Source organism: Lentibacillus salinarum, from assembly GCF_042679865.1.
Classification (GTDB): domain Bacteria; phylum Bacillota; class Bacilli; order Bacillales; family Amphibacillaceae; genus Lentibacillus; species Lentibacillus salinarum.
Genome location: NZ_JBHTNH010000016.1, coordinates 33,767 through 49,532 on the forward strand (window position 1 = coordinate 33,767; position 15,766 = coordinate 49,532).

Below are 15,766 nucleotides of genomic sequence, written 5' to 3' on the forward strand. Positions count from 1 at the left end.
CTTCTAAATGCCCGAATGGCCTTGGGAGTCCGCTGAGCCGTCGAATAGAGCGCTTCTAAACGACCGAATGGCCTCGTGAGTCCGCCAAACCGTCGAATAGAGCGCTTCTAAATGCCCGAATGGCCTTGGGAGTCCGCTGAGCCGTCGAATAGAGCACTTCAAAACGCCCGAATGGCTTCGTGAGACCGCCAAACCGTCGAATAGAGCACTTCTAAACGCCCGAATGGTCTTGGGAGTCCGCTGAGCCGTCGAATAGAGCGCTTCTAAACGCCCGAATGGCCTCGTGAGTCCGCCAAACCGTTGAATAGAGCACTTCTAAACGCCCGAATGGCCTCGTGAGTCCGCCAAACCGTCGAATAGAGCACTTCAAAACGCCCGAATGGCCTTGGGAGTCCGCCGAACCGTCGAATAGAGAGCACTTCTAAACGCCCGAATGGCTTCGTGAGTCCGCCAAACCGTCGAATAGAGCACTTCTAAATGCCCGAATGGCCTTGGGAGTCCGCTGAGCCGTCGAATAGAGCACTTCAAAACGCCCGAATGGCTTCGTGAGACCGCCAAACCGTCGAATAGAGCGCTTCTAAACGCCCGAATGGCCTTGGGAGTCCGCTGAGCCGTCGAATAGAAGATGAAAAAACGCTGACGCGTCTTTTCTGATGCCAGAGGTCAGAAGTCGGATTGGAAAAAAAGCGGCGAGTTAGCCGATTTCAGTATTGAAAACGTCGTCCAATATTTTATATTTTCTTATCTTTTAAAAAAAGGAACCGACTATGTCATCGGTCCCTTCCTAATCCTTTCATCCCGTATGTAAGGGACAGTAACCCGCCGAAAAACGGCGGCTTACTGTCCCTAAATGTCTGATTCGGCTCGGGCCTGCAGGATGCAGGTCACAAAGGCGTTGCAACAGGACAAGGAAAACATCGACAGTGATACATCGCACGAAGAAAAAGTGCTTTTCTTTTTCGAGGACGTTGCGAACTTAGCCTTTGTTCCTTAATATCAGCGAGAAAAAGCACTCTGCTGAATGAAGTTTCACTTTAAACCTGCAAGTAAGCATCAATGTCGTCTTTCGCCAGGTGGTTGCCGACGAAAAACTCACCGAACTCGCCGTAGAGGGCACTTACTTCATCAAAACGCATTTCATAGACAATCTTTTTCAGCTGGAGAACGTCGTGGGCAAACAGGGTGACGCCCCATTCCCAGTCATCAAAGCCGAATGAGCCGGTGATGATTTGCTTTACCTCACCGGCATATTGGCGGCCGGTTTTCGAGTGTTCATACAGCAGTCGCGCCCGTTCTTTGAAACCAAGCGCGTACCAGTTTTCATCTCCCGTACGCCGCTTATCCATCGGGTAAAAGCACATATGCTCCCACTTCGGCAAAATTGGGTAAAGGCGCTCTCGGATTTTTGGATCATCCGCTGAAACATTACCACCGTATTGCGAAATTTCCACAACGGAGACATAGGAGTGGGCAGGGCGCAGAAATTCGGCAAACCTCGATTTATTGAATTCTGTTTCAATACCGGTTAATTCGTTCATCGTCGGACGCAAAAACATGAACATCAAATCCGCTTTCTGGCCGACAACTTGGTAGAGAACGTGACTGCCGTTTTCCGCTGCTTCGACGTCTTCCCATTTGGTCAGTAGGTTTTTGAATTCTTGAATCGCTTCGTTCCGTTCGTCTGCTGATGCCATTTTCCATGACGTCCAGTCGATCGTACGCATGTCATGCAGACAGTACCACCCATCCACCGTTTTAACTGCTTCAGCTGCCATAAGAATATCGCTCCTTTATTCCTATCATCGTCTATATTCTGGAAATCGGGGATTCACCGATTTCTCTCATGCTTGTCACTCGGCACGTGATTCCGAAAAGGCTAGCGTAACCGAGAATATCTTCATATATGTTAACTATATCACATTTGGGGTACGATAAGCATGCCATTCAATCGCTTGTCATTGTTCTGTCAAATGGCGCTTGACATTCAAGTGACATTAGTTTTCAGATGTCACCAATTCGGCTATGATTATAGTGTAGGAGGTGCGTTTGTATGAGTCATCTTTTTGATCAAATCAAAGACCAGTTAAGCCATACAGATAAAACAATTGTATTTCCCGAAGGACGGGATGAACGGATTTTGACTGCTGCCAGCCAGCTTGGTGCGGCCGGCATCGTGACGCCGATCCTGCTCGGTGATGAACAGGAAATCAGACAAAAAGCGGAAGCCTTACGGGTGGATGTGTCTGTAAGTCACTTGATCGATCCGTATCACTATCCGGCGTTTGATCAGATGGTCGATGCGTTTGTCGAGCGCCGGAAAGGGAAGGTATCGCCCGATGATGCCCGGCAGATTTTGCAGGATGAAAACTATTTCGGCACGATGCTCGTCTATTTGGGTCAAGCGGACGGCCTTGTCAGCGGGGCAGCTCATTCAACAGCCGATACAGTACGGCCGGCACTCCAGATCATTAAAACGAAAGACGGCATCAAGAAAACATCCGGTGCCTTTATCATGGTCCGTGACGAGGAAAAATATGTATTTGCCGACTGCGCAATCAATATGAACCCTGACAGCCAGGATTTAGCCGAGATAGCTGTGGAAAGTGCCAATACCGGCCAATTGTTCGGCGTTGATCCGCGGATTGCCATGCTCAGTTTTTCCACGAAAGGATCCGCCCAATCAGAGGAGACAGAGAAAGTGGTCGAAGCGCTGAAACTGGCAAAAGAAAAGAATCCATCACTCGTAATCGATGGTGAATTCCAGTTTGACGCGGCGTTCGTCCCGAGTGTCGCCACCAAAAAAGCGCCAGACTCCGAAATCAAAGGCGATGCAAACGTCTTTATTTTCCCGAATCTGGAAGCAGGCAATATTGGTTATAAAATCGCCCAGCGTTTAGGCGAATTTGAAGCTGTCGGCCCGATTTTGCAAGGACTGAACAAACCGGTTAATGACTTGTCGCGCGGCTGCAGCACCGAGGATGTCTACAACCTTGCCCTGATTACGGCGGCACAGGCATGATGATGAGAGCGTACAGCACGTGCTGTGCGCTTTTTTCTTTCTGGGAGATAGAGTGGTGCCCTGATAGTTGCTGCGAATTCACTGATAAACCGATAAGACACGCTGACAGAACGCGCAATTCGATGATAGAGCGGCGAACTGCGCTGGTGGATGGACCGTTTTTAGGCTGAGTGATTTTCAGGAACCATATGTTATGATGTTATAAAAATGGGGAGATGAGGTATATGGCTATATTTGCATATGATGCTTTGCAAAAAGAGCACGTCCTGATCACCGGAGCAACAGGCGGCATTGGCTCTGAAACGGCAAAAGTACTCGCTGGAATGGGGGCATCGATTACACTAACAGGGAGACGCACGAATAGACTGGAGCAGCTGGCTGCTGAAATCCATGAAGTGACGCCGGATCCTCAAGTATTCACATACAAGGCTGATCTCGGGAATGAAACAGAACGTAACGAACTTGTGACCAGTGCCGAAAAAGAATGCGGCCCGATTTCCTTGCTTGTCAATAATGCGGGGATATCCGGCGGTGGCCCTGTTGAACAGCTTGAACAGGAAGACATGGAGCGGGTGATGCATCTGAATTACACAGCAACCGTCTTGTTAACCCAATTGGTTTACCAATCGATGAAACAACGGAAAAAGGGCGCCATTGTTAATGTCACGTCACTGTCCGGTTTGCGTGGTACATACGGCGGGACGGCTTATGCCGGATCCAAGTTTGCTATGACCGGTTTTACCCACTCGCTTGCTTTAGAAGCGATTGAGCATGGTGTCCGAGTTAATGCTGTCAGTCCGGGATTTGTTGATACAGAAATGGGAAGAGCCTCTGCACAGAAAAAAGCAGATCGCCAAGGCCGTTCCCATTCAGAAGTGGTTAAGGAATCGATTCCATCGGGACGTATGACCAAACCGCGGGAAGTCGCCAATACGATCGCTTTTTTATTAACGGATGCGGCCGAAAACATAATCGGCGAGTCAGTGAAGATATCAGGCGGCAGCGTTTTGCGCTGACATAAGAGATAGCAGCAACCCTTTCAAGCTGACGTTTATGAAAGGGTTGCTTTTTTCTTCTGATAATAAACCAACTGCGAAAACATGCTCACAAGCGGCGGGAACATGGGTGTGAGTGGCTGGACATGCGGGAAAATCAAAACGTGGGGACGGGCAGCGGAAACATGACGTGAAAATGAAAACATCAACCGGAGCGAGCGCAACATCGACCGGAGCGAGCGCAGCATCGACCGGAGAGCGGCGCACATCGACCGGAACGAGCGCAACATCAACCGGAGCGAGCGCAACATCGACCGGAGCGAGCGCAACATCAACCGGAGCGAGCGCAACATCGACCGGAGCGAGCGCAACATCGACCGGAGCGGCGCACATCAACCGGAGCGAGCGCAACATCGACCGGAGCGAGCGCAACATCAACTGGAGCGGGCGCAACATCAACCGGAGCGAGCGCAGCATCGACCGGAGAGCGGCGCACATCAACCGGAGCGAGCGCAACATCAACCGGAGCGAGCGCAACATCAATCGGAGGCGCGCGCACATCAACCGGAGCGGGCGCAACATCGACCGGAGCGAGCGCAACATCGACCGGAGCGAGCGCAACATCAATCGGAGGCGCGCGCACATCAACCGGAGCGCGCGGCGCATCAACCGGAGCGAGCGCAGCATCGACCGGAGAGCGGCGCACATCGACCGGAGAGCGGCGCACATCAACCGGAGGCGTGCGACATACAGGTGAGGCTATTTCACTGCATCCTGTCGACCTCCTTATTCCGCTTCACCATCTGCTCATAACGTTTCGCAAACTGCACCAGCTCATCGTCGGAGAAATCGTCCGTTACGATCCGCTCGCTCACATCCTGAATTCCTTGCAGCACCCGTGCCTTCATGCCGTCAACGGTCAATTCTATGCCGAGTAACTCCGATAACGAAGCCATCACGTCAGGGTCGACATCCGGATAAGCAAATTTGGTTTCCTCACCTTTCCGGGCGACGTCATAAAAATCCTGAATTAACCGCGCACGCTCACGGCCTTTTCCTTTCACATCCAAATAAATTTGAATCGCGGCACCGTCCCGCACCCGCCTTTGTGAGATGCCGGCAAATTTCCGACCGCCAATGCTCAGGTCGTAGTCGCCGGGACAATACGAGCCGACAATTTCATACGCCTCAATCGCATCGGTTAAATCCCACAAAATATACTGAACAAAGCTGACCATCGCTTCATAACAGTCATGGATGGAGACCCCTCTGACATCAGGCAGGACAAGCGAAATATTCAAAACGCCGGCATCAAGCGCAACGGCTAGCCCGCCAGAATTTCGGACGACCGCCTGATAGTCGCGATCAGCGAGCAGCTCGACACCTTCCGCTAAATAGGGCAGCCTTGTATCAGGAATGCCGAGCACAACCGTGTCCGGGTGCACCCAGAGACGGAGCGCTGGGATAGCTTCTCCGCTCCTGGCAAACAGGGCCAAGACATCATCGACAGCAAACGATGTCAAAGCCGTATAGGGTTTACCATGAAAATAATTTTTTTCGGAATGGTCAAGATAGCGAAATTGCCTATGTGCGACCACATCTCTCCAATTTTTCATCTGTTGTCACCTTTGCTTAAACCTTTCATCCTCAGGGTAACTATTATATAATAAATCATAACATTGTCGAATAGGAACGGGTTGAAAAAATGCCATATAAAGACGACCAATTACATGAAGAAAAAGTGTTTAAAGACCCGGTGCACCGCTATGTCCATGTGCAGGACCGGGTCATCTGGGATCTGATCGCCACCCCGGAATTCCAACGACTGCGACGTATCAAGCAGCTTGGTACATCCTACTTGACGTTTCACGGTGCCGAGCACAGCCGGTTTAATCATTCACTTGGTGTTTATGAAATTGTCCGACGCATTATCGGGAATTTTGAAAACCGTGACCGCTGGAATAACGACGAGCGCCTGCTTTGTCTGTGTGCGGCCCTATTGCATGATTTGGGGCATGGGCCGTTTTCACATTCATTTGAAAAAGTTTTCAAGTTGGATCATGAACATTTCACACAGCAGATTATTCTTGGTGATACGCATATCCATACCATCCTCGAACAGGTGGGACCGGGCTTTTCGCAAAAAGTCGCTGATGTGATTGACAAGACGTATGAAGATAAGCTTGTTGTTAGTCTCATCTCCAGCCAGATCGATGCGGACCGGATGGATTATCTGCAGCGGGATGCCTACTTTACCGGTGTGAGCTACGGCCACTTCGATATGGAGCGGATTCTCAGAGTGATGCGCCCGATTGAGGATCAGGTTGTCGTTAAATCAAGCGGCATGCATGCGGTTGAAGATTACATTATGAGCCGCTACCAGATGTACTGGCAAGTTTATTTTCACCCGGTAACCCGCAGCGCCGAAGTGATTTTGTCGAAAATCCTACACCGGGCGAAGTATCTGTACGAGCATGATTACACCTTTAAATTGGAGCCGTTTCACTTCATCTCGTTTTTTAACGAAAATGTCGGTCTCTCAGACTATTTGAAGCTCGATGAATCGATTGTCTTCTATTATTTCCAGCTGTGGCAGGAAGAGGACGACGTGATCCTGAGCGATTTGTGCGAGCGTTTCATGAACCGTCGGCTGTTTAAATACATCGAATTTAACCCAAACAAGCAGATGAATGAATGGGTGGAATTATACAGACTGTTTCGGGAGACAGGCATCGATCCGGACTATTATCTTGTCGTTGACTCTTCATCAGATCTGCCGTATGACTTTTACCGTCCGGGTGAAGAGGAAGAACGGTTGCCGATCCATCTGCTGATGCCGGACGGGAATCTGAAGGAACTGTCCCGGCAGTCGGACATCGTTGAATCGATATCCGGGAAAAAACGGACCGATCACAAGTTGTATTTTCCGAAAGACGTGCTGCGGAAACTTGACGACAGCGCAGCCAAACAGCGCATCATGCAGCTTTTGCACCTTGAGCAGCATTGGAAAGGAGCGGAAAACCATGCTGACTAATCACGCCAAATTAATGCAGTTTTTTGCGGCGGCAAACGATGTTTCTGGCCGGAAAAAGCTGCAAAAGATGATCTATATTTTGCAAAAATGTGATGTCCCATTTGAGGAAAAATACCAATTCCATTTTTACGGGCCTTATTCAGAGGAGCTTTCCCTCCGGATTGAGGAATTATGCAATCTCGGATTCATTGCCGAGGAAAAGGAAACGAAGCGTCATTATGAGCAATATCATTATGCGATTACCCCGGACGGGAACGCCTTTTTACAGCAGTTTCAGATGGACATGCCGGATATGACGGAACAGATTGCCTTATTGAAATGCAAAAGTTCGCGCTTTCTCGAACTCGTTTCCACGATCCTTTATTTTGAGGGACTGCCGGCAGACGAGGTGGTGGAAAAAGTCCATACCGTCAAACCGAAGCAAAAATACACCGATGAGGAATTAGATGAGGCATTCCAATTCATCAACCAGATCAGGCCTGTGCAATAAACTTTGGGTGAAATGCGGTTGAGTGATATGCTACAATATGAACCAACATTTATTCAGGAGGGGTCTTGCAATGTCAGATCAATCTTCCAACCAGAAGAAGCAGAACCAATTTACCATTATTAAAGACGATCCGAATGACGGCCATGGTGGTTACGGTATCGGATCGATCAGTCTTGAAAATATGTCATCCGTCATTATCGATCCGAATGAGGACCGTGCCTACGTTGATATGGAAGCCATGCATGCGCGCAGTGCAGTCGAGCGTCGCGTGAAATTTCAGAATGACCGGGACGTTGTCAAAAACGGCAAACAATACTGGATCGTCTGGGTCACAACAGAAAAAGGCGAAAATGGCCCGTATTTCACCGGTGTAGCCGGCAGTGAAATCATTGTCGACCGGTCGATTAAACGTGCTTACAAGTCCATGCCGGAACATGTGACACATATGGAAAAATCACTAAAAGGGCAGATTATCGTGGACCATATGGATGATCACGCCAAGCAATTATTGAAGGATTTCCTCGCTGATTTTGAAGGCGGCGAAATGTGGGAGAATTCACCTGACGAACTGAAAGAGGCGTTGCCGGAATAACCCGAGTTCCCATCGACATAGGTGTAAACGTGAACACTTTGTGACTTATTTATGAACAATTGCGTCACAGCTTGTACTTTTACCGGTGAATTTGTAAAATATGTGTACATGGGCTAACACATGTATTACTAGGACACAAAAAGGGCTGACTTCACATATGGGAGTCAGCCCTTTTTGTCTGTTCTTTTAAAACGCCGGATTATAGTTGGAAAACGCCAAATGTTGGGATGGAAACGCCAGACTTCGTACAAAAAACGCCAAATTGTCGCCTCACCGTGCGCCCAGCCCGCTGACCAGATCAAAACAGCCAGTTGAACACGCGATTGAACAATCCCTGTTCCTCTTCTTCATCCAGCTGTTCTTCGTTGTCTTTCGCCTTTTCCCGGTCATCAGGCATATGCACGGTGCAGTGCTCTTCAGGCTCAGTACCTTTTTCAAAATACATGATCCGGCTTGTGTCACAATAAGGTGTCGCCCGCTTCCCGGTTGCCGGGTCAATCCCAACAGCGACAACCCCATCCGGCACATCGAATGATTGTTCGTCGCGGTCTTCGTGGGCCGCCTCCATAAACGCTGCCCATATATCTTTGGCATAAGCTTCCTCTGCCGTTTTCGTGATTTGTTTGTTGTCATCATACCCCGTCCAAATCCCGGTCACTAACGACGGACTATAACCAACCATCCAGCTATCGCTATCGGTTGTGCCCGATTTCCCGGCATATGTCCGGCTGAGCTCATCAGCGATCGATGAACCGGTCACAGCCATATAGCCATCCAACGACCGGTCGAACATGCCGGTCATCAGCTGGGTCAGCACAAAAGCTGACTGCGGATCAAGCACTGGATCGCCTTCATTTTTTTTCCGTTCAAAAACGGTGTGGCCGTCCCGATCAACAATTTTGCTTATGGTATGACTTTCAATCGCGTTCCCGCCGTTCGCCAATATCCCATACCCGGTCACCATCTCGTCCACGGTGACCGCGGCGGTTCCCAGGGCAAGTGAAGGGACCGCCGGTAGATCGCTGTCAAAGCCGACCGTACGGGCCGTATCCACCAGTTTTTCCGGTCCGATATATAAACTGGTTTTAACTGCATACACATTATCGGATAGTGCCAGGGCCTGGGCAAGTGGGATTGGTCTATCGGCGTAATAGCCGTTATAGTTGCTTGGCTGATAAACCTCACCATCTTCCAACTTGAATGCAGTCGGCTTGCTCATCAGCATGGTTGTGGGTGTATAGCCGTTATTCAGGGCCGCATAATAGAGAAACGGTTTAAAGGCAGAGCCCGGCATCCGCTTGGCGTTGACAGCCCGGTTAAATGAACTGCTTGTATAGTCCCGGCCACCCATTAAAGCACGGATGCCTCCGGTGTCCGGATTCATTGTCATGGCCCCAACCTCAATAGCGCTTTCCGTCCGGATGGCACGTTCTGTGTTGGCTTCGAGTTGTTGTTGCAACGTGGTATCCAGTGTCGTATGAATCTGATAACCGCCGGAGCGCACTTGTTCAGCATCAAGCTCGAGTATAGCGGCCGCTTCGTTTAAAGCCGCATCTTGAAAATGCGGGGCAACTGATACGCTTTCCCGTTCTTCCGGTTCCGTAAAGGCCAGCTTTTCCCTGACAGCCAGAAAGTGCTCCTGTTCGGTGATGTGATCATTTGCCAACATTAAGTCGAGAATGCGCTCCTGCCGGTTTTCGGCGTGTTTCATGTGATTAAAGGGTGAATAGTAAGCAGGGCCTTTTGGAATGGCAGCAAGCATCGAGGATTCTGCCAGCGTCAGCTCACCCGCTGATTTATCAAAAAAATGTCTGCTGGCTGCTTCAATCCCATATGCACCATGTCCGTAGTAAATGGTATTCAAATAACCTTCGAGCAGCTCGTCTTTTGTGTAGTACATTTCCAGACGAATCGTGTAAAAGGCTTCCTTCAATTTCCGCATCCACGTTTTTTCATGGGATAAATACAGATTACGGGCATATTGTTGGGTTAGTGTGCTGGCCCCTTCATCCAGTGAAAAATTTTTCAGATCGGAAACAACTGCCCCAGCAATCCGCTGCAGATCAAACCCATTATGATTGTAAAAATGCCGATCCTCAATCGCCAATGTTGCGTTAACGAGACGCGGGGACATATCGTCCAATTCCGTCCAATACCGATTTTCCGAACCGCTCTCTTCACCGATCACGTCGCCGTCCATGCTGTAATAAATCGTGTTCTGGTCATTTGTCAGCTGCGGCGGACCCAACAGGAAACTGACAAAATAGACCCCGACAAAGAGCAACAACCCAAGCGCGAACAGGCCGATAGGAAGCAGATAAATCAGCCGGTATTTTTTCCCGTTCAACCGAAAAAACGTTTTCATAGTATTGACTCCATTTTTATTAAAATCGTTAGTTTCATTATGGGAAAAAACAGGCGAATATAAACCCGGGAGGTGTACTAACTGGTGACAAGGTGGGGGTGTTGTATGGTTAAAGAAGCCGTAGATAGTGCTACCCTCGAGTGCGTTGTAGAGCTCGCCGTGTAAATAAGAGGAAAATGTCTTGATGTGTTATGCTTGGAGATGGTGACATATCAATGACGCCATCACTATACGCCAATAGTTTATCTGTTTCTTGCCTTGACTTTTCGAACGCTTCATAGGTGCTGTGCCTTTCATTTAACAAACCCATATAAACACCATCCTTATGGCAATCATAGTCAATTTGAGTGGACAAAGAAACGGTATCATAACGAATGTATTTCGGGTTGTTCCATTGCAATGGAAGCGGGTTTATCGCTATAATAGGTAATTATATAAGGCAGGAGCGATTGAATGGCACAGAAGCAAAGACCAGTGGCTGTTGCGCTGCTGACAGTCATTGATGATAACGGTGAGAAGGAATATAATACAGTGAAGGCAACGGGCTCATTTTATCCGACCAACAATATGGACGTGCTGACCTATGACGAAACGGTGGAAGATGGCTCGATAGTTAACAATATGCTGACATTGAACAAGGACAAAGTGAGTGTGAAGCGGAACGGTCCGGTAGTCATGCATCAGCAATTCCGCGAACACGGGACAACCGAAAATGTTTACCAGCATCCGCACGGCAATATACATATGGAGACGTTTACCCGGTCGATCAGCTATCAACGTTTATCCGACGGGCAAAACGGCAAGCTGACGATCGACTATACGGTCAGATTGAACGGGCAGGACGAACGCGCACACCAGCTGACCTTAACGATTCGACACAAGGAGGAGGGCTCCCAATGAACAATGCATTGTCACAAACAGAAGAGACACTGAAACAACAGATCACAACCGCCGTCCTGAAGGCAGGCCTGGCCGGAGCGGACGAGCTGCCGGATGTCACGCTGGAAAAGCCTAAGGAAAAAGCACACGGTGATTTCGCGACGAATATTGCCATGCAGCTAGCCCGGATTGCCAAAAAGGCACCGCGACAGATTGCTGAGGCGATTGTCGCTGAACTGGATGAAGCAGCGGCAAGTGTTGACAAGGTAGAAATTGCCGGTCCCGGCTTCATCAATTTTTTCATGACAAATGATTTCCTTGGTGACCTGATCCCGGCGATTCTGAAAGCTGGTGACACATACGGCCGGACCGATACCGGAAAAGGCCAAAGCGTCCAGGTGGAATTTGTTTCCGTGAACCCGACCGGCGACCTGCACCTGGGACATGCCCGCGGTGCCGCGTACGGTGATGTCTTTTGCAACGTACTGGAGGCAGCCGGTTATGACGTCGATCGTGAGTATTACATTAACGATGCCGGCAGCCAGATTGATAACTTGGCCTTATCGGTGGAAACGCGCTATCTCGAGGCCCTAGGCTATGAAGCTGAAATGCCTGAAGACGGTTACCGGGGTGATGACATTGTCCGCATCGGGCAGACATTGGCTGATGACTATGGCGACAAATGGGTGAACACCGATAAAGCGGAGCGTTTGGCCTTTTTCAAAGACTACGGGCTGACATATGAACTCGGTAATCTGAAACAGGATCTGGCCGACTTCCACGTGCATTTTGACAACTGGTTTTCCGAGCAGTCGCTGTACGATGACAATCGAGTGGCAGCGGCTGTCCAGACATTGCGGGACGGCGGCTTTGTCTATGAACAGGACGGCGCGACATGGTTCCGCTCGACCGATTTCGGCGATGACAAGGACCGGGTGCTGATTAAACAAGACGGCAGCTATACGTACTTGACACCGGATATCGCCTACCACAAAGATAAATTGGAACGCGGGTACGATCAAATCATCAATGTGTGGGGGTCCGACCACCACGGCTATATTTCCCGGATGCGATCAGCCATCCAGGCACTCGGCTATGCGAAGGAAAAATTTGCTGTGGAAATTATCCAGACTGTTAACTTGTTTGAAAACGGGGAAAAGGTGCGCATGAGTAAACGGACCGGCAATGCCGTGGCATTAAGGGATCTGATGGAAGAAGTCGGGGTGGATGCGACCCGTTATTTCTTCGTCATGCGCTCAAATGATACCCAGTTTGATTTCAATCTCGACCTGGCCCGTTCCCAATCGAATGATAACCCGATCTATTATGTTCAGTATGCCCACGCCCGGATCTGTACGATGCTGGAGCAGGCCGAGGCAAAAGGCTTGATAGGTGACGGCGAATTTGATGCTGACCTGCTGACATCGGAAAAAGAAACCGACTTGCTGAAAAAACTGGGTGAGTTCCCGCAGACAATTGCTGATGCAGCAGCGAAACACGCTCCGCACAAAGTGACACAATACGTCTTTGACCTGGCATCCCTGCTACACAGCTTTTACAATGCGGAAAAAGTGCTTGACGCGGACAATCCGGCATTGACTAAAGCACGTATCGCCTTAATGAAAGCCGTCCGGGTGACGCTCGCCAACGGACTGGGCCTGATCGGCATCAGCGCCCCGGTAAAAATGTAAATGTTTTAGGACTTGCAGGAGTATTGTGCTTCTGCAAGTTTTTAATGGTTTTGCTCCTCGGGCTGAAATTGCGCACCTCGGGCTGAAGTCGCACCGCTCGGGCTGAAGTAGTGCTTCTCGAGCTGAAGTTCACACGCTCGGGCCGAAGTTCAGGCATCACGGGCAATAAAAAGCGCTAATAAATAGCCGGAAGCCGCTGATAACAGCAGGCTGCTTATTGCTTCTTTGCTACTACAATCGACCAAGTTCCTGAAATGGGGGCGACTTTTTTTGAAAAAAATAATGCCCCCATTTCTTTGGTCAGTTCGATTATATATGTAAAACCGTTCTTAATTGTCTATAAATCTGTTGACTGAATGATCATTCATCGTATAAAGTAATAGGTATAGCATAAACATGAAGTGAATACATTTTATTTTCAAACGAATGCAATCGCTAACATTTTTCGTTATACTGGACATAAGGAGGAGCGAGGGATGGACACACTTTTATTAATCAACTGGCTGGCGTTCATAGCTATTGTTGCCTATGGAATATACTTGTTCACCAGAGTAATAGCAACGCGTGTTTCCTATATTAAACTGGGGAAGAAATCCGAGTTTGACCGTGAATTTAAAGAACGATTCCGCCGGATTGGCAAGATTGTGTTTGGTCAGTCCAAGCTACTAAAGGATAAAAAATCAGGCACCATCCATGTGATGATGTTCTATGGTTTTATACTGGTCCAATTCGGGGCCATTGATATGTTTGTGAAAGGGTTGGCGCCGGAAAGCCATTTACCATTTGGCATTTTCTATCCCGGGTTCACATTTTTCCAGGAACTCGTGACACTTATGATTCTGGTGGCGGTTGTGTGGGCGTTTTACCGCCGCTATATTGAAAAACTTGTTCGCTTGAAACGTGGCTTTAAAGCAGGTCTGGTCTTGTTATTCATCGGCACATTGATGCTATCTGTGCTGCTTGGAAATGGCATGGCCATTATCTGGCACGGTGAATCCCTGGTATGGACGGAACCCGTTGCCAGTTCCATCGCCTTTTTATTCAGCTGGCTGTCACCAACAGCAGCGGCTGTCATGTTCTATGTTTTCTGGTGGATTCATACGGTTACGATTCTGGCATTCCTTGTCTACGTACCGCAATCCAAGCACGCACACCTGATTGCCGCGCCCATCAATGTGTTCCTGAGTAAGCGCGTGCCTGGCAAACTGAAACCGATCGATTTTGATATTGACGAAGAAGAAAATGAAGATGAGATTTCCTTTGGCGCCGGGAAAGTGGAAGACTTCGAACAACATCAGATGATCGATTTCTATGCCTGCGTGGAATGTGGACGCTGTACCGATGTCTGTCCGGCATCAGGTACAGGCAAAATGTTGTCGCCGATGGATATTATGATCAAATTGCGCGATCATTTGACAGAAAAAGGTGCGGCCGTGACAGGAAAATCAGCATGGGTACCATCCTATGCGTTTTCCAACACGACAGGCAATCAGCTCGCGAATGCAGGCTCAAATGAAGCGGCCGCCACGATGGAAAACATCAGCATGATCGGTGACGTCATCACGGAAGAGGAATTGTCCGGATGTACGACATGCCGTGCTTGTGAAGATGCCTGCCCGGTCATGAACGAACATGTCGGCACAATTATTGATATGCGCCGTTACCTCGTTATGACAGAAGGAAAAATGGACCCGGATGCCCAGCGCGCGGTTATGAACATCGAACGCCAAGGCAATCCGTGGGGTCTTTCCAAAAAAGACCGCATCAAATGGCGCGATCAAGATGACGATGCATACATTCCCACAGTGAAAGAACTGAAAAAAGAAGATAAAGATTTTGAATACCTGTTTTGGGTAAGCTCAATGGGCTCATTTGACAACCGCAGTCAAAAAATCGCCCTTGCGTTTGCTAAATTAATGAACCAGGCAGGTATCAGCTTTGCCATCCTCGGCAATAAGGAACAAAACTCCGGTGACACGGCGCGCCGTATCGGGAATGAGTTTTTATTCCAGGAAATCGCCGAGAAAAATATCAAAGAATTTGAAAAGAATGGTGTGACGAAGATCGTAACCATCGATCCGCACGCATACAATATTTTCAAAAATGAATACCCTGATTTCGGCTTTGAAGCGGAAGTCTATCACCATACACAAATGCTGTATGATCTGGTGATGAACGGCAAGCTGCAGCCCAAGCGGGAAATCAATCAGCGGCTGACATATCATGATTCCTGTTATTTGGGTAGGTATAATGGCGTTTATGATCCACCGAGGGAAATTCTGAAAGCCATCCCGGGACTTGACTTAGTTGAAATGGACCGGAGCAGGGAGAATGGCATGTGCTGTGGTGCCGGCGGCGGTTTGATGTGGTCAGAAGATACAACCGGGAACCGGATTAATGTTGCCCGCACCGAGCAGGCCATGGCGACGGAATCAACGATGATTTCCAGTGCCTGCCCGTTCTGCCTGACGATGCTGAGTGACGGTACGAAAGCAAAAGAAGTTGAAGAAGATGTCAGCACGATGGATGTGGCGGAAATCCTGGCCCTGTCCGTATTCGTGGAAGATGAACAAAAAACAGCTTAAAGCGAAGGCGTTCTGACTTGTGGCAAAGCGAAAATCGCGCGAACGGCGACACCGTTGTTGCGAGATCTGGAATCGCGCGAGACAGCGGCAAAATCGCGCAAACAACTGCATTAATC

12 protein-coding genes are annotated in these 15,766 nt (G+C 49.1%); 9 read left to right on the forward strand and 3 right to left on the reverse strand.

The features are described 5' to 3' along the window. Window positions 1-1,034: 1,034 nt before the first annotated feature. Window positions 1,035-1,775, reverse strand: coding sequence for a hydrogen peroxide-dependent heme synthase (hemQ, locus tag ACFQ4A_RS07935; protein ID WP_382399314.1), 741 nt, complete (start codon window positions 1,773-1,775; stop codon window positions 1,035-1,037). A gap of 275 nt (window positions 1,776-2,050) precedes the next feature. On the opposite strand from hemQ, the gene pta reads away from it, so the two are divergent. The 3 genes from pta (at window position 2,051) to ACFQ4A_RS07950 (ending at window position 4,771) form a co-directional block, all read left to right on the forward strand. Then, window positions 2,051-3,019, forward strand: coding sequence for a phosphate acetyltransferase (pta, locus tag ACFQ4A_RS07940; protein WP_382399316.1), 969 nt, complete (start codon window positions 2,051-2,053; stop codon window positions 3,017-3,019). A 224-nt stretch (window positions 3,020-3,243) separates the two neighbouring features. After that, window positions 3,244-4,035: an SDR family NAD(P)-dependent oxidoreductase gene (locus tag ACFQ4A_RS07945; RefSeq protein ID WP_382399318.1), complete on the forward strand. Its 792-nt coding sequence runs from the start codon at window positions 3,244-3,246 to the stop codon at window positions 4,033-4,035. Between the two features lie 169 nt (window positions 4,036-4,204). Further along, a complete protein-coding gene (locus ACFQ4A_RS07950) occupies window positions 4,205-4,771 on the forward strand; it encodes a hypothetical protein (RefSeq protein WP_382399320.1) in 567 nt (188 codons plus the stop codon). A gap of 7 nt (window positions 4,772-4,778) precedes the next feature. Here ACFQ4A_RS07950 and ACFQ4A_RS07955 read toward each other — a convergent pair whose 3' ends face one another. Beyond that, window positions 4,779-5,630, reverse strand: a complete 852-nt coding sequence (locus ACFQ4A_RS07955) for a lipoate--protein ligase family protein (protein ID WP_382399322.1) — start codon at window positions 5,628-5,630, stop codon at window positions 4,779-4,781. A gap of 89 nt (window positions 5,631-5,719) precedes the next feature. Here ACFQ4A_RS07955 and ACFQ4A_RS07960 point away from each other — a divergent pair, with 89 nt between their 5' ends. From ACFQ4A_RS07960 to ACFQ4A_RS07970, 3 genes are all read left to right on the forward strand, one after another. After that, on the forward strand, window positions 5,720-7,048 hold the full coding sequence (locus ACFQ4A_RS07960) for an HD domain-containing protein (RefSeq protein ID WP_382399324.1): 1,329 nt from the start codon (window positions 5,720-5,722) through the stop codon (window positions 7,046-7,048). Continuing rightward, complete coding sequence (locus ACFQ4A_RS07965; RefSeq protein ID WP_382399326.1) at window positions 7,038-7,538, forward strand: YwgA family protein; 501 nt, start codon at window positions 7,038-7,040, stop codon at window positions 7,536-7,538. Before ACFQ4A_RS07960 ends, ACFQ4A_RS07965 begins: the two co-directional genes overlap by 11 nt. Window positions 7,539-7,608: 70 nt before the next feature. Further along, window positions 7,609-8,130: a YwhD family protein gene (locus ACFQ4A_RS07970; protein ID WP_382399328.1), complete on the forward strand. Its 522-nt coding sequence runs from the start codon at window positions 7,609-7,611 to the stop codon at window positions 8,128-8,130. A 298-nt stretch (window positions 8,131-8,428) separates the two neighbouring features. Here the strand turns inward: ACFQ4A_RS07970 and ACFQ4A_RS07975 are convergent, their stop codons facing one another. Continuing rightward, window positions 8,429-10,495, reverse strand: a complete 2,067-nt coding sequence (locus ACFQ4A_RS07975) for a transglycosylase domain-containing protein (protein WP_382399330.1) — start codon at window positions 10,493-10,495, stop codon at window positions 8,429-8,431. Between the two features lie 453 nt (window positions 10,496-10,948). On the opposite strand from ACFQ4A_RS07975, the gene ACFQ4A_RS07980 reads away from it, so the two are divergent. From ACFQ4A_RS07980 to ACFQ4A_RS07990, 3 genes are all read left to right on the forward strand, one after another. After that, window positions 10,949-11,395 (forward strand): DUF1934 domain-containing protein, encoded by a 447-nt coding sequence (locus ACFQ4A_RS07980; protein ID WP_382399332.1) that lies wholly within the window; start codon window positions 10,949-10,951, stop codon window positions 11,393-11,395. Beyond that, on the forward strand, window positions 11,392-13,065 hold the full coding sequence (gene argS / locus ACFQ4A_RS07985; RefSeq protein ID WP_382399334.1) for an arginine--tRNA ligase: 1,674 nt from the start codon (window positions 11,392-11,394) through the stop codon (window positions 13,063-13,065). Before ACFQ4A_RS07980 ends, argS begins: the two co-directional genes overlap by 4 nt. Before the next feature lie 476 nt (window positions 13,066-13,541). Further along, window positions 13,542-15,650: a heterodisulfide reductase-related iron-sulfur binding cluster gene (locus tag ACFQ4A_RS07990; protein WP_382399336.1), complete on the forward strand. Its 2,109-nt coding sequence runs from the start codon at window positions 13,542-13,544 to the stop codon at window positions 15,648-15,650. The last annotated feature ends 116 nt before the right edge of the window (window positions 15,651-15,766 follow it).